Annotated in this window: 19 protein-coding genes; 13 read left to right on the forward strand and 6 right to left on the reverse strand. The window is 68.8% G+C overall.

Annotated features, from left to right (window positions below; all coding sequences use genetic code 11):
- Positions 1 to 36: 36 nt before the first annotated feature.
- Entirely contained in the window at positions 37 to 1,086 is a 1,050-nt protein-coding gene (locus V2L32_RS01715; RefSeq protein ID WP_331234710.1) for a type II glyceraldehyde-3-phosphate dehydrogenase, read from the reverse strand.
- A gap of 192 nt (positions 1,087 to 1,278) precedes the next feature.
- On the opposite strand from V2L32_RS01715, the gene gap reads away from it, so the two are divergent.
- From gap to V2L32_RS01775, 12 genes are all read left to right on the forward strand, one after another.
- Complete coding sequence (gene gap, locus V2L32_RS01720) at positions 1,279 to 2,322, forward strand: type I glyceraldehyde-3-phosphate dehydrogenase (protein ID WP_331234711.1); 1,044 nt, start codon at positions 1,279 to 1,281, stop codon at positions 2,320 to 2,322.
- 46 nt (positions 2,323 to 2,368) lie between these two features.
- Positions 2,369 to 3,328: a PLP-dependent cysteine synthase family protein gene (locus V2L32_RS01725; RefSeq protein WP_331234712.1), complete on the forward strand. Its 960-nt coding sequence runs from the start codon at positions 2,369 to 2,371 to the stop codon at positions 3,326 to 3,328.
- A 59-nt stretch (positions 3,329 to 3,387) separates the two neighbouring features.
- Entirely contained in the window at positions 3,388 to 4,584 is a 1,197-nt protein-coding gene (locus V2L32_RS01730) for a phosphoglycerate kinase (RefSeq protein ID WP_331234713.1), read from the forward strand.
- Between the two features lie 9 nt (positions 4,585 to 4,593).
- Positions 4,594 to 5,547 (forward strand): calcium/sodium antiporter, encoded by a 954-nt coding sequence (locus V2L32_RS01735; RefSeq protein ID WP_331234714.1) that lies wholly within the window; start codon positions 4,594 to 4,596, stop codon positions 5,545 to 5,547.
- 104 nt (positions 5,548 to 5,651) lie between these two features.
- On the forward strand, positions 5,652 to 6,425 hold the full coding sequence (locus tag V2L32_RS01740) for a prolipoprotein diacylglyceryl transferase (RefSeq protein WP_331234715.1): 774 nt from the start codon (positions 5,652 to 5,654) through the stop codon (positions 6,423 to 6,425).
- A gap of 36 nt (positions 6,426 to 6,461) precedes the next feature.
- Positions 6,462 to 7,400: an aminopeptidase gene (locus V2L32_RS01745; protein WP_331234716.1), complete on the forward strand. Its 939-nt coding sequence runs from the start codon at positions 6,462 to 6,464 to the stop codon at positions 7,398 to 7,400.
- Positions 7,401 to 7,594: 194 nt separating this feature from the next.
- Positions 7,595 to 9,505 (forward strand): hypothetical protein, encoded by a 1,911-nt coding sequence (locus V2L32_RS01750; RefSeq protein ID WP_331234717.1) that lies wholly within the window; start codon positions 7,595 to 7,597, stop codon positions 9,503 to 9,505.
- The gene (locus tag V2L32_RS01755; RefSeq protein ID WP_331234718.1) at positions 9,502 to 11,949 is read left to right on the forward strand and encodes an efflux RND transporter permease subunit; all 2,448 of its coding nucleotides are present in this window, start codon (positions 9,502 to 9,504) and stop codon (positions 11,947 to 11,949) included. The genes V2L32_RS01750 and V2L32_RS01755 overlap by 4 nt, the downstream gene beginning before the upstream one ends.
- Positions 11,950 to 12,002: 53 nt before the next feature.
- Positions 12,003 to 12,737, forward strand: coding sequence for a competence/damage-inducible protein A (locus V2L32_RS01760; protein WP_331234719.1), 735 nt, complete (start codon positions 12,003 to 12,005; stop codon positions 12,735 to 12,737).
- Positions 12,738 to 12,808: 71 nt separating this feature from the next.
- On the forward strand, positions 12,809 to 13,468 hold the full coding sequence (locus tag V2L32_RS01765; protein ID WP_331234720.1) for an HVO_0476 family zinc finger protein: 660 nt from the start codon (positions 12,809 to 12,811) through the stop codon (positions 13,466 to 13,468).
- A gap of 4 nt (positions 13,469 to 13,472) precedes the next feature.
- Positions 13,473 to 14,108 carry a protein-L-isoaspartate(D-aspartate) O-methyltransferase gene (locus tag V2L32_RS01770; RefSeq protein ID WP_331234721.1) on the forward strand — a complete coding sequence of 212 codons (636 nt, stop codon included), beginning with the start codon at positions 13,473 to 13,475 and terminating at the stop codon, positions 14,106 to 14,108.
- Positions 14,109 to 14,231: 123 nt separating this feature from the next.
- On the forward strand, positions 14,232 to 15,002 hold the full coding sequence (locus V2L32_RS01775; RefSeq protein ID WP_331234722.1) for an N-acyl homoserine lactonase family protein: 771 nt from the start codon (positions 14,232 to 14,234) through the stop codon (positions 15,000 to 15,002).
- Position 15,003: 1 nt separating this feature from the next.
- Here the strand turns inward: V2L32_RS01775 and V2L32_RS01780 are convergent, their stop codons facing one another.
- Complete coding sequence (locus V2L32_RS01780) at positions 15,004 to 15,414, reverse strand: DUF5518 domain-containing protein (protein ID WP_331234723.1); 411 nt, start codon at positions 15,412 to 15,414, stop codon at positions 15,004 to 15,006.
- Positions 15,415 to 15,499: 85 nt separating this feature from the next.
- On the opposite strand from V2L32_RS01780, the gene V2L32_RS01785 reads away from it, so the two are divergent.
- Positions 15,500 to 16,237: a protein-L-isoaspartate O-methyltransferase family protein gene (locus V2L32_RS01785; RefSeq protein ID WP_331234724.1), complete on the forward strand. Its 738-nt coding sequence runs from the start codon at positions 15,500 to 15,502 to the stop codon at positions 16,235 to 16,237.
- Here V2L32_RS01785 and V2L32_RS01790 read toward each other — a convergent pair.
- The 4 genes from V2L32_RS01790 to pdhA all read right to left on the reverse strand — a co-directional run bounded on the left by V2L32_RS01790 (position 16,234) and on the right by pdhA (position 20,027).
- Positions 16,234 to 17,520 carry an MFS transporter gene (locus tag V2L32_RS01790; protein ID WP_331234725.1) on the reverse strand — a complete coding sequence of 429 codons (1,287 nt, stop codon included), beginning with the start codon at positions 17,518 to 17,520 and terminating at the stop codon, positions 16,234 to 16,236. The two genes, V2L32_RS01785 and V2L32_RS01790, sit on opposite strands and share 4 nt — an antisense overlap.
- A 91-nt stretch (positions 17,521 to 17,611) precedes the next feature.
- A complete protein-coding gene (locus tag V2L32_RS01795) occupies positions 17,612 to 17,872 on the reverse strand; it encodes a hypothetical protein (RefSeq protein ID WP_331234726.1) in 261 nt (86 codons plus the stop codon).
- 84 nt (positions 17,873 to 17,956) lie between these two features.
- Positions 17,957 to 18,925 (reverse strand): alpha-ketoacid dehydrogenase subunit beta, encoded by a 969-nt coding sequence (locus V2L32_RS01800; RefSeq protein ID WP_331234727.1) that lies wholly within the window; start codon positions 18,923 to 18,925, stop codon positions 17,957 to 17,959.
- The gene (pdhA, locus tag V2L32_RS01805; protein WP_331234728.1) at positions 18,915 to 20,027 is read right to left on the reverse strand and encodes a pyruvate dehydrogenase (acetyl-transferring) E1 component subunit alpha; all 1,113 of its coding nucleotides are present in this window, start codon (positions 20,025 to 20,027) and stop codon (positions 18,915 to 18,917) included. Before pdhA ends, V2L32_RS01800 begins: the two co-directional genes overlap by 11 nt.
- Between the last annotated feature and the right edge of the window lie 173 nt (positions 20,028 to 20,200).

A 20,200-nucleotide genomic window follows, 5' to 3' on the forward strand; every position in this document is an offset into this window, starting at 1 on the left:
AGCCACGGGTAGGAACGGCTGGGTGAAAGCTCTTGCTCAGACGGCGAGCGACGCGTGCTCCCGATCGACGACCGCCGGCAGCCCGACGCCGAGGGTCTCGTCGGTGAGCGCCATGCTCTCGTCCTTGCTCTCAAGCCCGCAGACCGCGCGGATCGCGTCGACGTTCTCCGGGATGACGTCGCTCTCCTGGTGGATCGCCTGGAAGCAGTAGAGCTCGTTCCCCGAGACGGAGAGTGACTCGCCCCAGACGCAGTTCTCCCAGAGGTCGCCGCGCGGGCGGCCGAGGTCCCGGGCGTACTCACGAAGTTTGCCGGTACCGTCGGCGGCGAGGCGCTCGGGAACGACGAAGATCCGGGACTCGCCCTCCAGGAGCTCTCTGACCTCCGCGGTGGTCGGCTCGCTCCCGAGTTCGACGTTGAGACTGTGGACGTGCATCATCGTCGCCGGCACTTTGAGTCCCAGAGTGTCGATGGCGAGGTCGGGGAGGATCGTGTTCACGTCCGGGCCGTGGTGGGAGGGCAGCGCGACCGGGTCGGGGAGGATGTCGTTGATCGGTCCGCGTCCAGCCTGGTCCGGGTCGCCGCCGCGGCGGACGAGCGTCGCACGAACCTTCTCGACGCCGAACGTCTCCTCGAGGGGGGCGACCAGCCGCGAGATCCCGGTCGTGTTACAGGAGACGACCCGGACGTACTCCTCGCCCTGGGCCGCCTCGAAGTTCGCGCGGGCGTTGAAGCTCGTTCCCGTCAGCTCGTGCTCCTCTTTCCCCTGGAAGATCGCCGGCGTGTCCGCGGCCTCGTAGATCGGTTTGTACGTCGCACCGACGCCGCCGGGCGTGGCGTCGACGACGACGTCGCTGCGCTCGACGAGCTCCTCGATGGTTCCCGCGACGTCGAAGCCCGCCTCCCGGAACCCGCGTATGCGGTCGTCGATCGTGTAGAGCGGATAGCCGCGGCCGACCGCTCCGTCGGCACCCAGATCGGGACTCGTCTTCGCGACGCCCGCCACTTCCATGTCCGGCTGCGCGGCGACCGCATCCGCGACGCGTTTCCCGATCGTCCCGTACCCGTTGATACCGACTGTGACCATGGTGAGGGATGGACCATACGAGGGAATAATATTTGCGGGTTAAGGATTAGGAAATTAACTCGGCGTCGAGTAACGCACGCCGGAAAATAACCCCCACGACCGTTAGCCGGGGGGTAACCGCGTTAGCCGGTGGCAAAACTCCCCCGAAAGAGCGACGTAAGCTACTTGCACCTGCTCGAAGTACACTCGGATATGAGTGGTGACTTCGACGGTGAGCCGCTGCGCGTTGGGCTCAACGGGTTCGGGCGCATCGGCCGGAACGTCCTCCGTGCGGCGGCGGCCAGGCCGGAGATCGAGCTGGTGGGGATCAACGACATCATGGACGAGGAGGACATGGCCTACCTCGCGAAGTACGACACCGTGATGGGGCGACTCGACGACCTGACGCTCAAGGACGGTCACCTCGTCACCGGGGGGATGGAGGTGCCGCTGTTCGGCGAGCGCGAGCCAGCCGACCTCCCGTGGGACGAGCTGGAGGTGGACGTCGCGCTGGAGGCGACCGGCATCTTCCGAACCTACGAGGACGCCGCGAAGCACGTCGAGGCCGGGGCGGAGAAGGCGATCATCTCCGCGCCGCCGAAGGGCGAGACGCCGGTGAAGACGATCGTCTACGGCGTCAACCAGAACGAGTACGACGACGAGGACGTGCTCTCGAACGCCTCCTGTACGACCAACAGCGTCGCGCCGGTCGCGAAGGTGCTGAACGACGCCTTCGGCATCCGGTCGGGGCTGCTGACGACCGTCCACGCCTACACCGGGACCCAGGCGCTGGTCGACGGCCCCGCCGGGAAGACCCGTCGTGGGCGTGCTGCGGCCGAGAACATCATCCCCACCTCGACCGGGGCTGCACAGGCGACGACAGAGGTACTGCCCGAACTCGAGGGGAAACTCGACGGGATGGCGATGCGCGTGCCGGTCCCGAACGGCTCGATCACCGACCTCGTCGTCGACCTAGAGACGGATGCAGGAATCGAGGCGGTCAACGACGCGCTGAGCGAGGCGGCGACCGGCGAGATGGAGGGCGTCCTCGGGTACACGGAAGACGAGATCGTCTCCCGGGACATCCTCGGGCTGCCGTACTCCTCGTACGTCGATGGCGGCTCGACGATGGCCGTCGAGGGCGGACAGGTGAAGGTGCTCGCCTGGTACGACAACGAGTACGGCTTCTCGAATCGGATGCTCGACCTCGGGTGCTACGCGGTCGACCGGACGGACCGCGTCCAGGCGGCCGTCTGAGCCGCGCTTCCGATACACATTACCGGGCGGATCGAGACGGGTCGATATGACCGAGAAGAAGTCTCGTGGAGCACTCGCCGCCATCGGGGACACCCCCCTGATCGATCTCCCAGCGCTCTCGCCCGACGGGGGCGCGACGATCCACGCGAAGTGGGAGGGGGCGAACCCGACCGGCAGCGTGAAGGACCGGATGGCGCTCGCGATGGTTGAGGAGGCGAGGCGACGCGGCGATTTACGACCTGAACAACCGGTCGTCGAGTTCACCGGTGGTTCCACGGGGTCGAGCCTCGCGCTCGTCTGCTCCGCGCTCTCCCACCCGATCTCGGTGGTGACCGCCGACTGCGTCGCCGAGGAGAAGATCGCCTCGATGCGCGCGCTCGGCGCCGAACTCCACGTGATCGAGACGCCCGAGAGAGCGCCCTACGACGGCCTCTTCGACGACCTGCGCGACCGGGCGGAGGAGATCGAATCGGAGCAGGGCGCCTACTTCACCGACCAGTTCGAGAACCCGGATCAGCTCGCGGGCTACGAGGCCCTCGGCCGGGAGATCCTCGAGGACTGCCCCGACGTGACCGAGTTCGTGATGACCGTCGGCACCGCCGGCTGCGCGATGGGGACCGCCCGGGCGCTGCGCGCCGAACGGGAGGTTCGGGTGACGCTCGTCGAGCCCGAAGAATCGCCGGTGATCTCGGAGGAGCGGACCGGGAGTCACGACGTTCAAGGAACTGCTATCGTCGGCTCGCCTCCACTGCTCGACCCCGACCTGTTCGACCGGGTCGTGACGGTTCCCGCCTCGGAGGGCTCGCACTGGGCGTGCGAACTCGCCGCACAGGAGGGTCTGCTCGCGGGAACGAGCACCGGGATGAACCTCGCGGCCGCCCGGCACGTCGCCGCCGAGCGCGACGGGGACGAACACGTCGTGACGATCGCGTGCGACACGGGCCTGAAGTACCTCTCGGAGGGGCTCTACGAGGGGCTCTCCGGGCCGACGTTCTGTCTCTGCTGAACCGGCTACCTGCCCGCGAACCACCGCTCCTTATACCGTTCTCTCGCGTTCTCTCTCGTATGTTCAGGACCCTCGACGACCTGGAGCCCGGCCAGCGCGTGCTCGTCCGTCTCGACCTCAACTCACCCGTGGAGGGGGAGGAGGTACAGGACAACCGCCGGTTCTCGCGTCACGCGGGGACGGTCTCCGAACTCCTCGCCGACGATCACGCGGTCGCGATTCTCGCCCACCAGGGCCGTCCGGGACGGGACACGTTCGTCCCGCTCGAGCAGCACGCTGCGATTCTCTCGGAACACGTCGGGCACGACGTCGGCTACGTCCCCGACACCCACGGCGATGAGGCGATCGAGGCGATCCGCGCCCTGGAGGGCGGCGAGGCGCTCCTCTTAGAGAACGTCCGGATGGTCGAGGACGAACTCAGGGACCTGAGTCCGGAAGAACACGCCGAGAGCGATCTGGTGACCGACCTGGCACCGGAGTTCGACGCGTACGTCAACGACGCCTACTCCGCCGCCCACAGGGGTCACGCATCGCTCGTCGGCTTCCCACGGGTGCTGCCCGCCTACGCCGGGCGGGTAATGGAGGCGGAGTACGAGGCGAACACCGCGATCCGGACCCGGGAGTTCGACGGCCACGTCGCGATGGTCCTAGGAGGGACGAAGGCCGACGACCTGATCGACGTGATGGAGCGGGCCGAGAGGGTCGACACGTTCCTCCTGGGTGGGATCGTCGGGGAACTCTTCTTGCGCGCGAGCGGCGCACACGTCGGCTACGACGTCGAGGGGAGCGATCTCTTCGACGAGCAGTGGGCAGAGAGCGAGGGGACGATCCGCGACCTGCTCGCCCGGTACGGCGACCGGATCGTCCTCCCGGTCGACCTCGCCTACGAGGACGAGGAGGGCGGCCGGAGCGAGGTGTTCGTCGCCGACGCGGAGAAGAGCTCTCAGTACCTCGACGTCGGGCGAGAGACCGTCTCGGAGTACGCCGAGGTGATAGCGGGTTCGGATGCCGCGTTCGTGAAAGGCGCGCTCGGTGTCTTCGAGGACGAGCGGTTCAGTGACGGAACCGTCGGCGTGCTCGAATCGATCGCCGGTACCGAGTGTTTCTCCGTCGTCGGCGGGGGCGACACCTCGCGAGCGATCGGAATGTACGGGCTGAACGAGGAGGAGTTCTCGCACGTCTCGATCGCGGGCGGCGCCTACGCGAGGGCGCTCACGGGCGAACCGCTCGTTGCGATCGAGGCGCTAGAGCGGTAGTCGGGCCGGATGATCCTCGACGTGGGTATCCCCCTCGCGATACTGGTCGGCACAGTGATCGGGCTCTGGATCGGCGCCCGCCTCTTCGTCGATAATGCCGTCGACCTCGCCCGCCGGTTCGAGATCTCGGAGCTGATCGTCGGGTTGACGATCGTCGCGGTCGGGACCTCGCTGCCCGAACTCGTCGTCACCGTCGACGCCGTTCTCGCCGGCGCGGACGACGTCGCGGTTGGCAATGTGGTTGGATCGAACCTCTACAACCTCGCGTTCGTTCTCGGGGTGGTCGTACTGTCCGGGAGCGTCGCTATACCGAGGTCGCTCGCCCGGCGAGACGGCGTCGTTCTGTTCGTCGCGACAGCCCTCGGTGCCCTCGTCCTTCTGGACCTCCACCTCGCTCGGTTCGAGGGGGCGCTGTTACTGCTCGCGCTGGTAGCGTATCTGACCGTGCTCGCGCGAGCGGACTCGGAGTCTGGAACCGGCGAACTGGGGACGGAGGATCCGGGAACCGCGAGCGACCGGGGTCGACTCCGCCCCCTCGTCCTGCTCGGTCTCGGGTTGGCGCTCGTCATCGCGAGCGGTCATCTGCTGGTCGAGGTGGCGGTCGACCTCGCGCGAACCGTCGGCGTCTCCGAGTGGGCGATCGGATCGACGGTCGTCGCCGCGGGCACCTCGACTCCCGAATTTGCAGTCTCGGTCGTCGCGCTCTGGGGCGGTCGTCCCGGAGTTTCCGTCGGGAACCTGCTCGGGAGCAACGTCTTCAACGTACTAGGTGTCCTCGGTTTCGCCGGCGTCGTCGGGCCCGTATCGGTCGACCCGAGTGCCCTCGCCGACCTCGGTTGGCTCCTCGTCGTCACTGGATTCGTCACCGTCTCGCTCTGGACCGGCCACCGACTCTCGCGCACTGAAGGAGGGCTGCTCGTCGCCTCGGAACTGCTCCGCTGGGCGCTCGATCTCTTGCGGTGATCCCGGCCGGCGACCGACGAGCCCTCGCGGAGCCGAGCCAGTCGGTCGGTCGGATCTCTCCGACCAGCAACAACGTTTATGCCGTCCCGACGGGTCCTCCCCGTATGACACGGAGCGGGAAGGAGACGGAACCGAGCGAGCAACCCGAATCGGCGACCGCGGGCTCCGGCGGCTGGCTTCGAGAGATCGTCGAGGCTCCAGCCGATCCCGGTGCGGCCGTCTACGAGGTCAGCGTCCGTGGTCCGCACGCCGCGACGCTCGATGTCGAGGGCGTCCTCGCCGAGGTAGCGAAACCGGTCGAACTCCTCGGTACCGCCGTCAGCGAGCGCGGCGACGAACTCACGGCGGTGCTCGCCACCGGCGTCGACCCGGTCACGATCGGCGAACTGTTCGGCTCGGCCGGCGTCGTCGAGTCGCTCGACGTCGAGGACGTGACCGCGGCCGTGGCCGGAGAGTCGGAGGTCAGCCAGGAGAAAGCCGACGAACCCACACCGTCGCGTTCCCCGTCGCTCCCGGACCTGAACGCGGCGATCGCTGCCGAGGAGACCGACGACCCCGACCGGATCGACTACGACTACCGCGAGACCTCACCGCCCGACCCCGATCCGACGAGTCTCGACGAACTCCTCGACGCGATGGCCGATCCGGAGCCCGATCCCGGCGTCGAGTACCTCCTCTCGGAGCTCCGTGCGGACCACGACACGCTCGTACGGCGCGTCGAGGCGACCGAACGGCTCTCCCGGCTGACCGTGGAGGCGACACTCGACGCGCTGGCCGAACGCGACGACCGGGTCGAGGCGCTGGCCGAGCGCGTCGACGCGCTCGAAGCCCGTCTCGGGAGTGCGGACGACCCGACACCGCCCGAAGCCGACCGGTAGGACAAGGACTTTTCCCCCGCTCGCCCTCTCCCGGGTATGAGTCTCAGATCGGCGGCCGAGACCGCCGTCGGCCAGTGTATGGACCTCTCGCCGAACGAGCGCTGCGTGATCGTCACCGACGATCGGAGGAAAGAGATCGGCGAGGCGCTCTACGAGGTTGCAAGCGAGGTCACCGACGAGTCCGTGATCGTCCGGTACCCGCCGGGGCCACAGCACGGCGCCGAACCGCCGGAACCGGTGACCGCCGCGATGGCCGAGGCGGACGTCGTGCTCTGTCCGACCTCGAAGAGCCTGAGCCACACTCGCGCTCGGACCCGCGCGAACGACGCCGGCGCCCGCGTCGCCACCCTCCCGGGGATCACCGAGGAGGTCTTTCTTTCGGGCCTGGACGCCGACTACGAGCGGATCGCCGCCGAGTGCGAGCGGATCGTCGAACGGGTCTCCACCGCTTCGGAGGTCCGCGTCACCTCGCCCCAGGGGACCGACATCACGTTCGGGATCGGCGAGCGCGAGTGGCTCTCCGATACCGGCATCGTCCACGAACCCGGCCAGATGTCGAACTTGCCCGCTGGAGAGGTGTTCGTCAGCCCCGAGACCGCATCGGGAACCTACGTCGTCGACGGGACGATGCGCCCGCACGGCCTGCTCGAACCGGGCCAGGAGATCACGATCGAGGTCGAAGACGGGTTCGCCACCCACATCTCGGACCCGGCGGTGCGTGCGGGCTTCGAGGAGGCGGCAGAGTCCGTGGGGAGAGACGCGTACAACCTCGCGGAACTCGGCATCGGGACGAACGTCGCCGTGACGGATCTCGTCGGGAGCGTACTGCTCGACGAGAAGGCGGGGGGAACCGTCCACATCGCGCTCGGCGACGACGCCGGGATCGGCGGCGACACGGAGGCGCCGATCCACCAGGACGGCGTGTTGCGCGAGCCGACGGTGTATGCGGACGGGGAGGTCGTAGACCTCCCATAAGTCGAGCGGTGAAACCGCGAGACGGCGCGGAAGTGTTCCACTTCCTCACGTGGAGTGAGCGGCGCGGGGCGGCGTGACAGCTCGCGCCCTACCACGGCGTGTTTGTAGGAGAATGACAACGATTATGCGAGCGGGGAAAGTCATAGTGCACAATCGATGGCTCTCCAGTTCGTCCCCGTCGATCGGGTGGTCTCGTGAGGCGCGTGCACGCCCTCGCCGCGGTCTGTCTCCTGGTCGTAGTGGTAGCCGGCGTCGGGATGGTCGTGGCCGCGGACCCGGTGGTCTTCGCGCCGACGAACTCCGGTGGCCCGGGCGAGACGGTCGAGATGGATCTGCAGGTGCTGAACGACGGCGAGGCGATCATGACGGGGACGTCGATCACGCTCGATCCGGGCGACGCGCCCGTGAGCGTCGAGACCGGCGAGACGGCGATCGGGACGATACCGGAGGGCGAGATCGTTCCCACGACGGCCCTCCTCACCGTGGACGACGACGCCGACCCCGGGGAGTACACGATGGAAGTGATCGTCGAGTACACCGACGACGGGGACGGAGAGACGCTCGTCCAGGAGATCGCGTTCACCGTCGAGGACGAGGACGCCCCCGAACCGGACGCGGCGGTGTTCGCCCCTGCGTCGTCGGGTGCCCCCGGCGAATCGGTCGAAGCAGAGGTCCAGCTACTCAACACCGGAACCGCCCCGCTCGAATCCACCTCTATCTCGCTCGACGAGGGCGGCGCACCCCTCTCCGTCCGGACCGGGGCGACCGGGCTCGGGACCGTCGAACCCAGCGTTGTGAGCCCCGCGACGTTCCAGGTAGACGTGGACCGGGACGCCGCGCCGGGGACTTACACCCTCGAAGCGACGATCGAGTACGTCGACGACGGCGAGACGGAGACGATCACTCGAGATGTCGAGTTCACCGTGGACGAGCGGGCCCGGTTCGCTGTCACCGGCTCCTCGACCGACACCGTGGTGGGCGAGTCCGGGACGATGACGATCGACGTCGAGAACGTCGGCTCCGAGACGGCGAACGCCGCGCGGATCACTGCCACCTCGACCAGCGGGCAGTTCACGATCGAGGGCGACGCGGAGGCGACGCGGAGCGCCGGCGACCTCGAACCGGGTGAGGCGGTCGCGTTACAGTACGACGTAGAAGTCGCGCCGGACGGCAGCGCCCAGCCCTACGACGTCCGCGTGAGCACCGAGTACGAGGACGACGCGGGGGTCACCCGGGAGGGTAACCCTCTCTCGACGGGCGTCGCACCGGCGGGCGCCCAGTCGTTCGCGATCGACGGGATCGAGAGCACGCTCCGGGTCGGCGACGAGGGCACGGTCACGGGGAGGCTCACGAACGAGGGACCGAACGCCGTCGAGGACGTCGTGATCACCGCGACCTCCGAGACGGGCACGCTCGGGCTCGAGGAGGCGGAGTACGCCGTCGACTCGCTCGGGCCGGGCGAGTCGGTCGACTTCTCGTTCGACGTGAGCGTCGGGGGCTCCGAACACGCCGGGACTCGCTTCGCCGAGTTCGGCGTCGAGTACAGAACCGCGGGCGGCGACCGCTACCGCTACGACGAGGCGAGCGCCATCGTCGCGGTCGCGCCCGACGACGAGGAGTTCTCGGTGGAGGCGGTGAACAACACCGTCGAGGCCGGCGGCTCGACCACGTTCGAGGTGAACGTCACGAACGAACGCGAGTACACGGTGGGTGACGTGAACGCGCGGGTCTTCGCCGACAGCCCGCTCTCGGAGTCCGACGACGAGGCGTACGTCTCGGAGATCGCGCCGGGCGAGACCGCGACGCTCCGCTTCACGATCGACGCCGAGGGTGGCGCGATGGCCAAGGAGTACCCCGTCTCGATCGACTTCCAGTACGCCAACGACCGCGGCGAGAGACGGCTCTCTGACACGTATCAGCTCCCGGTGAGCGTCACGGAGCCGAGCGACGACGACGGCTTCCCGTTCGTGATACTCGCGGCGCTGCTCGTCGCGCTCCTCGGGCTCGCGCTGCTCGGCCGCCAGTACTGGCCCGAACTCTCGGAGATGATGCGCGAGGAGGAGCCCCCGGGCGAGCCGCGAACCGACCCGGAGCCCGATCGGTGAGGTCGCCCGAGCCGATCCGCCGGGTCAACGACCTGATCGACGGCCGGCCCGGGACGGTCGTGGTCGCGTTCCTCCTCGTCACCGTCGTCGCGTTCGGCGGGGTCGGTCTCGTCACTCAGGACGCGGGAGCGGACCAGTTCACGGAGGACATCGAGGCCGCCGAGGCCCAGGAGCGGATGGAGGAGGACTTCCAGTCGAGCCCGTTCGCCGAGGGCGGCGGCCAGCTCGTCGTCTACTTCAACGAGGAGAACGCGCTCTCCCGCGAGGCGCTCCTGAGACAGCTGGAGACGCTCGACCGGCTGGAGGGTCACGACGCGCTCCGGATCGACACCGCGACCGGACCGGCGATACAGGTCGCACTCGCCCTCGATCCCGAGGCGGGAGGGTTCGACGAGCGCTACGAGGCGATCGAGGGAGCGACCGGGCCCGAGCTGCGAGAAGTGATCCGCGAGGCGGGTGTGGAGGGCTCCGTCGGCACCGACTTCAACCCGACGGCGGGCTCGTCTCGGACGGCGGTGACGACCGCCTCGATCGACCTCCCGCCGCAGGCGGACTCGAGCGACGCCGCGACGTTCGAGTACCGCGCCGTCGAGGTGATCGAGGACGTCGAGGGCAACGCCGTCAACGAGAACGTCTACGTCTTCGGCCAGGGTATCCTCGAGACCGAGATCCTCGCGTTGCTCACCGACACCGCGATCCTCGTCTTCCCCGCCTCGATCCTCCTGATCCTCCTCTTTCTCGCCGTCGCCTATCGCGATCCGGTGGATCTCGTCCTCGGCCTCTCGGCGCTGGTGATGACGATGGTCTGGACGTTCGGTTTCATGGGCGTTACGGGCATCACCTTCTCCGACTTCATCGTCCCGATCATTCCGCTCTTGCTCGCGGTCGGTATCGACTTCGGCATCCACGTCATCAACCGGTATCGAGAGGAGCGTCTCTCGGGCAGCGGGATCGGTCCCGCGATGAGGATCACGACGGATCAGCTGATGGTCGCCTTCTTCATCGTCGCGCTCACGACCGTCTTCTCCTTTCTCGCGAACCTGACGAGCGAACTCGGCGCGCTCCGGGACTTCGGGATCGTCGCGAGCGCGGGGATGGTCTTCACGTTCCTCATCTTCGGGATCTTCCTCCCGGCGGCGAAGGTGAAAGCCGACCGTCTCCGCGACGGGACCCGCTTCCCCGAGTTCGGCACGACCCCGCTCGGCCGCGAGGGCTCGCGGTTGAGCCGCGTGCTCTCCGTCGGGGTGGTGATCGGTCGGGTCGCACCCGCCGTCGTCCTGGTCGTCGCGCTCGTCGGCGCCGGTGCGGTAGGGATCTACGGCACCGGCGTCGACACGGAGTTCTCCGAGGAGGCCTTCTTCCCGGACGAGGATCGCGTCGAGGCCTACCAGGCGCTCCCGGGACCGCTCGCGCCGACCGACTACACGTTCGTCGAGACGCTGCGGATCCTCACTGAAGAGTTAGAGGAGGGGTTCGTCCCGGACGTGGTCGTCTACGCGGAGGGGCGGATGGACGAGAGCTACACGCTCGCCGAACTCGACCGGATGAAAGAGCGTCCGCCCGAGGCCATCGCGACCGAGGACGGGCGCGCCGAGGCGGAGAGTCTCGTCACCGTGATCGACGCCGCTGCCGAGGAGGACGAGGCGTTCGCGGAGGTCGTGCGAGAGAACGACGGGAGCGGCGACGGCATCCCGGACAGGAACCTGGAGGAGGTCTACGACGCGCTCGCGGAGACCGACCGTGGGGGAGAGGCCGAGAACTACCTCGCGGAGGACCGCCGGTCGACGCGGGTGATCTTCACGCTCGAACCCGACGCCGGGGAGACCGAGGTGACCCAGGGCGCCCAGCGGATCGCCGACCGGAGCCACCTCGACGCCGCGCCGACCGGCGACGCCGTGGTGAACAGCGCCGTCTCGGACCTCGTCTTCGACTCGGCCATCGAGAGCCTCGCTATCGCGTTCGTCCTCACCGCCCTCCTGCTCGTCGCGAGCTACGCCGTCCTGGAGGGTCGACCCGTGTTCGGCCTCCTGAACCTCGTTCCGGTCCTGGTCGCGGTCGCGTTGCTCGCGGGGACGATGCGGTATCTCGGCATTCCCCTCACCGCGTTCAACGCGCCGATCTTCACCGTCGCGATCGGTCTCGGGGTCGACTACACCGTCCACTTCATGCACCGCTTTACCGACGAGTTCAACGAGAGCGCCGATCTCCAGGAGGCGCTCGCGACGACCGTCTGGGGGACCGGCGGCGCACTCACCGGGTCTATGCTCACGACGGTGCTCGGGATCGGCGTCCTCTACCTCGCGGTGATCCCGTTCATCGGGGAGTTCGGCGTCGTTATCGCCCTCGGGGTGCTCTACGCCTACCTGGGCTCCATCCTCGTCCTCCCAGCGGCGATCGGCGCGTGGTACGCGCTGAGCCAGCGCCTCGGCCTCCCGTTCGTCTGATCCTCTCGCCCGCGATCAGCGGGCTTTTGCCCACCGCAGACGTGGCTCAGCCGATGCAGGTCGCCATCCTCACCGTCGGTGACGAGGTGCTCGCGGGGGACATCGCGAACACGAACGCACAGTGGCTCGCGAGCCGGATCACCGGGGGCGGGTCGCGGGTCGCCCGCATCCTCACCGTTCCGGACGACCGGGCGCTCATCGCGGACACCGTCAGCGAGTGGTCGGCGGCGTTCGACGCGGTGATCCTCACGGGGGGCCTCGGCGGGACCCACGACGACGTCACGGCCGACGCGCTCGCCGACGCCTTCGGCCGCGAGCTCGAGGTCTCCCCGGCGGTGCGCAGGGACGTGATCGAGACCGCGGCGGCCTACCGCGAGGCGAACCCCGAACGAGTCGAGGCTTACGACCTGGAGATCGACGTCGACGCCTGGGCGGCGCTCCCGGCGGGCTGTCGCCCGCTCATCAACCCCGAGGGTCTCTGTCCCGGCTGCGTGCTGGAAAACGTCTACGCCTTCCCCGGGGTGCCGGGGGAGATGCGGGCGCTCTACGACCTGGTCGCGGTCGAGTTCGCGGGCGAGGCGGTGACACGCACCCTCTACACCCCGCAGCCAGAAGGGTCGATGGTCGAGGCGGTGAGCGAGGTGAGAGAGCGCTTCGACGTGACCGTCGGGAGCTACCCGAGCACCGAGACCGAGAACCGGGTGAAGCTGACCGGGGAGAACGAGGAGACCGTCGAGGAGGCCGCCCGGTGGCTCTCGAATCGGATCGAGGTCGTCCGGCGGGAGTAGCCGACGAACCCACGACGGGCGAGCGACCGGCACGCGGACCACTTTTACCGTTCGACGGACCTAGGAGGGATATGACCAACGAGATCGAGACGGGCGAGCGCGTCGCCGTCGCCTGTCCCTCCTGTTCGCCCGCCGTGGAGACGGTCCACGAGGTGCTCAGGCCGGGCGGCCAGGCGACCGTACGCTGCAGCGACTGTGACCACGTCCACAAGACGCGGATCGAACCCGAGCGCGAGGTCCCCCTGGAGGTGATCGTCTCGCAGGACGGCGACTCCCGGCGCGAGTCCGTCGAGACGCCCGCCGACGAGACGGTCGCGGTCGGCGACGAGTTCGTCCTCGAGACCGAGGAGGCGATCCACCTCGTGCGGGTGACGAGCGTCGAACTCGAGGGGGACAGGCGGGTCGAGGCCGCCCCGGCCGAGGAGGTCCGGGCGGTCTGGACGCGCGCGGTCGACAACGTCTCGGTGAACGTCACGGTCCACCCGAACGACGGACGGCGGGACAAGAGCAGGAGCGTGACGACGTACGTCCCGGGCGACCACGAGTTCACCGTCGGCGAGACCGAGGAGGCCGAGGACGAGGAGTTCCGGATCGTCGGCATCCACCTCCGGGACGACGTCTCGGGGTATCACCACACGAAACTCGACCACACGGGCGACTCGGTTCCCGCGAAGGACGTCAAACGGCTCTACGGCGAGGACGTCTCCTCCTCGGCGTGGTCTGCCTGGTAGGAAAATGAGCACCGATGACCGGTCCGCGGAGCGCGATCGGATGGTCGACGGTCTCCGGTCGCGGGGGCTGATCGAGCGCGAGTCGACCGACCGTGCACTCCGGACGGTCCCCCGTCACGCGTTCGTCCCCGTGTCGAGGGAGGGGGAGGCGTACGCGGACCGGCCGCTCCCGATCGGCGACGGCCAGACGGTGAGCGCCCCGCACATGGTCGCGAAGATGCTCGACCTCCTCGATCTCGACAGGGGCGAACGGGTCCTCGAGGTCGGCACCGGCTGCGGGTACCACGCTGCGGTCACCGCCGAGGTCGTCGGCCCCGAGAACCTCTCCTCGGTGGAGTACAGCGCCGACCTCGCCGAGGGCGCCCACGGAACCCTCGCCGACATCGGCTACGGAGACGTCTCGATCCGCGTCGGCGACGGTCGCGAGGGCTGGCCCGAACACGCCCCCTTCGACGCGATCTACCTGACCTGTGCGGCGCCGACGCTGCCCGACGCGCTGGTCGACCAGTTGAGGGGAGAGGGGCCGATCGTCGCCCCGATCGGGACGCGTTCGCAGACGCTCTACCGGTTCTGGCGGCGCGAGGACGGCTCGCTCGATCGGGAGAACCACGGCGGGGTGCGCTTCGTCCGGATGCGATAGCGTACGACGGGGCCCGTCCGGTCTCGTACACGGAGGGGCTCGGCGAGCCGTGACCCGGAGTCCGACCGTGAGCCGTTCGGGTCGGTGTGCCCGTTTTATCACCCGACCGCACCATCTGTGCGCATGCCGGCCGACCGCATCCACGGACTCAACACCGCGTACTGGACGCTCGATCACTCGCTGGCCGTACAGGCGACGAGGATCGGCGAGCCGCTTCGGGCGACCGTCCCCTGCTTTCTGATCGAACACCCCGAGGGGCTGGTGCTGTTCGACACCGGGGTGAACCACGGGATGATCGAGGACCCCACGGGCTACGGCGCGCCGCACATGGAGGGGTTCGTCGAGGGGATCGAGCCACAGGGGAGCGTCGACGAACAGCTAGAGGGACTCGGGGTCTCCCCCGAGGAGGTCGACACCGTGATCCTCTCGCACCTCCACGTCGACCACGCGGGCGGGATCGACGCCTTCCCGGAGGCAACGTTCGTCGCGCGGACCGAGGAGCTTCGCTACGCCTGGTGGCCGGAGTCGAGCCAGTGGCTGTTCTACCTCCAGGAGGACTTCGCGTCCCTGCGATCCCCCGAGTTCGAGGTCCGAGAGGTGACCGGGGAGTACGACCACTTCGGCGACGGGAGCGTCGTGGCGTTCCCGACGCCAGGACACACTCCGGGTCACCAGTCGCTCCGGGTCGAGCTAGAGGGGGAGACGGTGATCCTCGCCTCGGACGTCGCGAGCACGCAGACCGGTTTCGACGAGGAGCTCCCCGCGTCGTTCGCGTGGTCGATGTCCGAGTCGGTCGCGTCGATGCGCACGGTGAGACGGATGGCCGAGCAGGGTGCGGACGTGGTCGTCAATCACGATCCCGAACTGGTAGAAGCGCGGATCGATTCTTCGTAGGCTAGACCCGGACCTCCTGCTCCGTCTCCTCGTACTCCGGCGTCCCACCGCTCCCGCCGCCGTACTCCGCGTAGAGGTAGGCACCGAGGTAGCCGCCCAGCGCGCTCAGCCCGACAGTCCAGGCGGCGGCGACGGCGAGGCCGACCAGGACGAACAGACCGATCGCGATCACTCCGCCGGGGTCGAACGCGAACAGTCCGAACCCGACGATCGCGACGAACCCCAGGAGGACCATCGGGACGAGGACGATCGTGCCGGAGAGCGCCCCGCTTCTGAGCCCTTCGCTGGTCGTCCCCTTCTCCAGGTAGGCGGTCACCGCCCCGCCGATGACCGGCGAGACGGCGGTGAACGAGAGCAGGACGGTGACGACCGCGCCGATGATCGCGTTGATCCAGGTGTTCGACTCTGACATACCTGCTATCGTCGATCCGTGCCCAAAGTCGTATCGCCCCCTCGCAAGCGCGCGGTTCATATCCCCTCACGGTCCTACGGGCGACATGGACCCGGCGACCCTGCGCGACGACATGGTCGAGGGGCTCGCCCACGAGACGAAGGGCGTCCTCGACTCCGAGCGGGTCGGACTCGCGATGCGGGCGGTCCCGCGTCACGAGTTCGTCGACGAGCGGGTCGCTTACGAGGACCGCACCTGCGAGGTCGACGGAACGACTGTCCTCTCGCCGAGCCTCGTGACCACGCTGCTCCAGGCGCTCGATCCACGCGACGGGGACGACACGCTCGTCGTCGGCGTCGGTGTCGGGTACACCGCTGCGGTCTGTGCGGAGATCGTCGGCGCGGAGCACGTCCACGCGGTCGACATCTCTCGCCCGATGGTCTACCGCGCCCGGGAGAACCTCGCGGAAGCGGGCTACGGGGCGGTTCTGGTCGATCACAGGGACGGGACCCGTGGCCTCCCGGAGTACGCCCCGTTCGACCGGATCCTCGTCGAGGCCGCCGCGGTCAGGCCGCCCGAGGCGCTCCGTTCACAGCTCTCCCCCGACGGTCGGCTGGTGATGCCCCGGGGGTCGCCGGGCGAACAGTCGCTGGTCGCGGTCTCGGCCGACGGGGAGGCTGAACGGTTCGGTCCGGTCCGGTTCAGACCGCTCCTGCTCGACGGCGAGCAGACGGGCGCACCGGAGCGAAACCGAACCCACCGGGAGGATCGCGAGTTCGCCGAACGGTCGGCAGACCGACGGCACGGCTGGGAGCACGAGTGGATCGACTGGGACCGGTACTAGACCCCTCCGGTCGGGGGCGGCTCTGCGTCGTAGAGCGAGAGGAAGACGACCGCGGCGACGAGCATGAAGCCGGCGGCGACCCAGAACGCGACGAGGAACGAGGCGCCGTCGAGGACGAGTCCGAACGCCGTCGGGCCGACGACCGCCCCGACCTGCCAGGAGACCGACCGCAGCGAGAGGCTCCCGCCGACGGCCTCCTGGTACTCGCCCTCGCGGACGAACAGCGCCATGCTCGTCGGCAGCCGGAGACTGTCGCCGATCCCGAGGATCACGTAGGCGAGAAACAGCGCGAAGAAGGCGGGCGGGATCGGCGTCTCCCGGCCCGCCAGGGTGAGCTCGATCGGGTCGAGAACGAGGGCTGCGGCGGGCGCTAATGGAATCAGCGCGGTCCCGAGGGCGTACGAGAGCGTCCCCACGACGATGAACCACTCGTAGCCGCCGACACGGTCGGCGAACCCGCCGACGTACCCCTGTGCGATCGACTTCGTGAGCTTGCCGCCCGCGAGTACGGCGCCGATCAGCAGCGCAGTCATCGCGAAGTCGGTCCGGGCGTAGATCGGGAGGAAGATGATCACTGACATCTTCCCGAAGCTGAACGCGAAGCGGAAGACGACGAGCGCGAGCACCGCCCGCCGTCGTATCAGGGCGAACAGGGTCTCGATGCCGGTCGCGTCGGACTCGCGTTCGGTCCCGCCGGGCTGCTCGCGAACGAACGCGATCACGCCCGCGGTCGCGACCAGCGAGAGGACGACGAGCACGCCGTAGGTGGTCTGAAACCCGACGAAGAAGAGCAACGCCCCGCCGAGGAGGTCGCCGGCGAGGCTCGAGAACGCGCTCGTCTGGTTGTACGTGCCGACCCAGAGCCCGCGCTCGCCCTCGACAGCGATCGTCCCGACGATCGCCGTCCCGGCGATGTAGACGACGATCGAGCCGACCGCCTGGAAGCCCCGCAGCGCGACGACCTGCGAGATCGAGGTGACGAACGCGAACGCGACGAGCACGAGGACGTTGAGCGCCATCCCGACGACGAGCAGCCGCTTCGCGTCGCCGATGTCGACGTAGCGGCCGACGGGGAGCACCAGCAGCAGTCGGACCGCGGCGTAAACGGTGCCGAAGAGGCCGGCGACGAACCCCGACGCCTCGAAGAGGTCGGCGTAGAGCGCCAGCGCGATGATGATCGTCGCGAACGCCATCCCGCTCGCGACGTTCATCGCCGCGAGCGCGGCGAACTCGGGGTTTCGAAAGAGCGAGAAAGGGCTGCGACCGTTCGAGAGCGAGGGCATTCAGCGTGAGCCGACTCGTCGATCCGCGGTACTCAACGGTTGGATACCGGTGGCTCTCGCCGGAAAAAAGAAAGCCCCTACGGTCGCCCGGTCACTCGAACTCGAACTCGCGCTCTCTCGATCGGGAGCTCGATCGCGAGCGCGGCTTGGAGCCGCCGCTTCCGCCGTCGCCGCTCAGGTACGAGTACGCGAGGTAGAGACCGTAGACCACCGCGGCGATGATCAGGAGCGTGATTGCGAGGCTCACGATCGAGACGAAGATGCTGAAGATCGTCGTGACGATCTGCCAGACGATCCACAGCGCCACGACCGCGAGCAGCGCTCCGCCGGCGTACTTGAGCCACTTGCTCATGCCTTCCCATGGTCGCTGAGCGTACATGAGTGTTCTGAACGGTTTGGGGAGAGAGAACGCTGGCCCTCGCGGGAGCCGGTCCGATCAGGTCTCGATCGCCCGTTCGATCCCCGCCAGGATCCGTTCCCGGTCGGGGAGGTACGCCTCCTCGCGGGCGAACAGCGGGTACGGGACGTCGTAGCCGGCGACGCGCTCGACCGGTGCCTCGAGGTAGAAGAACGCCTCCTCCCCGATCCGGGCGGCCACCTCCGCGCCCATCCCCCCGCTCCGTGGCGCCTCGTGGACGACGACGCAGCGACCGGTCTTCCTGACGGAGTCGGTTATCGTCTCGGTGTCGAGCGGGGAGATGGACCTGGCGTCGATCAGTTCGACGCTCGCGTCGACGGCGCCGGCCGCCCGTCTCGCCTCCCGGAGCATCGCTCCCCACGCGACGACCGTGACGTCCTCGCCGGGATCGACGACGCGGGCCTCGCCGATCGGAACGAGGTGGTCGCCCTCGGGGACCTCCTCGCGGAACGCCCGGTAGATCCGCATCGGTTCGAGAAAGAGCACCGGGTCCGGATCGCGGATCGCGCTCGCCAGCAACCCCTTCGCGTCCGCGGGGCCGGACGGGATCACGACCTTCAGCCCCGGGATGTGGGCGTAGCCGGCCTCGTAGCTCTCGGAGTGGTGTTCGAGCGCCCTGATCCCGCCGCCGTACGGCGTCCGGAGCGTCATCGGACAGGAGAGCGTCCCCCGTGTGCGGCTGTGCAGCCGCGCGACGTGCTGTTGGATCTGGTGGAACGCCTGGAACGCGAAGCCCGAGAACTGGATCTCGGGGACCGGCCGAAGCCCCACCGCGGCGAGACCGACGCCGAGGCCGACGATCCCGGACTCCGCCACCGGCGCGTCGTAGACCCGTTCGGGATACGTCTCGGCGAGCCCCTGGGTCGCCCGGAAGACGCCGCCGTCGACCGCGACGTCCTGGCCGTAGACCACGACCGAGTCGTCGCGCGCGAGCTCCTCCGAGAGCGCCTCGCGCACCGCCTCGACGAGCGTCCGGTTACTCGCCATGCCCGCCTGCCGAGGTGCCGTCCCCGGATGCACCCCCCGGTCCCTCCTCGAACGCCTCCCGCTGACGCTCGACCCACGGGGGGAGGTCGGCGTACGCGTAGTCGAACATCTCCGCGGGATCGACCGAATCGCGCTCGTCCATCGCCCGCTCGATCCCCTCCTCCAGGTCCGCCTCGACCCGCTCCTCGATGGCGGCGATCAGTTCGTCGTCAAGCACTCCCCGTTCACGCAGGTACGTCTCGAACCGATCGATCGGGTCGTAGGCCTCCCAGTCGCGTTCCTCCTCGGGCTCGCGATAGACGGATGGGTCGTCGGCCGTGGTGTGCATCGACCGTCGGTAGGTGATCGCCTCAACGAGTGTCGGCCGGCCCTCTCGGGCGCGCGCGAGCGCCGCGCGCGTCACCGCGTACACCCCGAGGACGTCGTTGCCGTCGACCTGGATCCCCTCGATGCCGGCGGCGATCGCCTTCTGTGCGAGCGTCTCCGCCCGCGACTGCTCCTCCCTGGGCACGGAGATAGCGTACTGGTTGTTCTGACAGAAGAAGACGGTCCGCGCGTCGTAGACGCCCGCGAGGTTGAGCGCCTCGTAGACGTCGCCCTCGCTCGTCGCGCCGTCGCCGAAGTAGACGAGCGAGGCACCCTCCTCGCCCAGCATCGCCTGTCCCCAGCCGATGCCGACGCCGTGCAGCGCCTGCGAGCCGACGGCGATCGACGGCGGCATGGAGCGCGAGCCCTCCGGGACCTCCGCGCCCTCTTCCATCCCCATCGCGTAGCACAGCAGCCGGTCGATCGGCGTCCCCCGGGCGAGGTAGGCCGCGCTCTCCCTGAACGAGGTCGTCATCCAGTCCTCGGCGGCGAGCGCGCTCGCGCTTCCGATCTGGGCCGCCTCCTGGCCGATCGCCGGCGCGTACGTCCCGATCTCGCCCCGACGCTGGAGCGCGATCGCCCGTTCCTCGAACCGCCGCGCGAGCTTCATCAGCCGGTAGAGCTCCTCGAGCCGCTCCTCGCCGAGGTCGGGTTCGAGGTCCGTATCGACGGTTCCCTCGCGATCCAGCACCTGCACGTGATCGACCGTGAACTCCGCGACCGTCTCCCTGGGCATACTCCAACGTTCGCGCCGTGGCGTATAACGGTGTGCTCGTGGGCGAGGCCACTCGGACGTGACGTCCCTCGATCCTCCGGTGGTCGATACGTTCACGTGTTCCGGCGGGCAGATGCGTTCGCCGACGCCCGCGTTCGATGGGGGATACCAGTGGGCCCGCTGATCAGGGGTCG

Origin of the sequence: Halalkalicoccus sp. CGA53, assembly GCF_036429475.1 — an archaeon.
GTDB lineage: Archaea > Halobacteriota > Halobacteria > Halobacteriales > Halalkalicoccaceae > Natronorarus > Natronorarus salvus.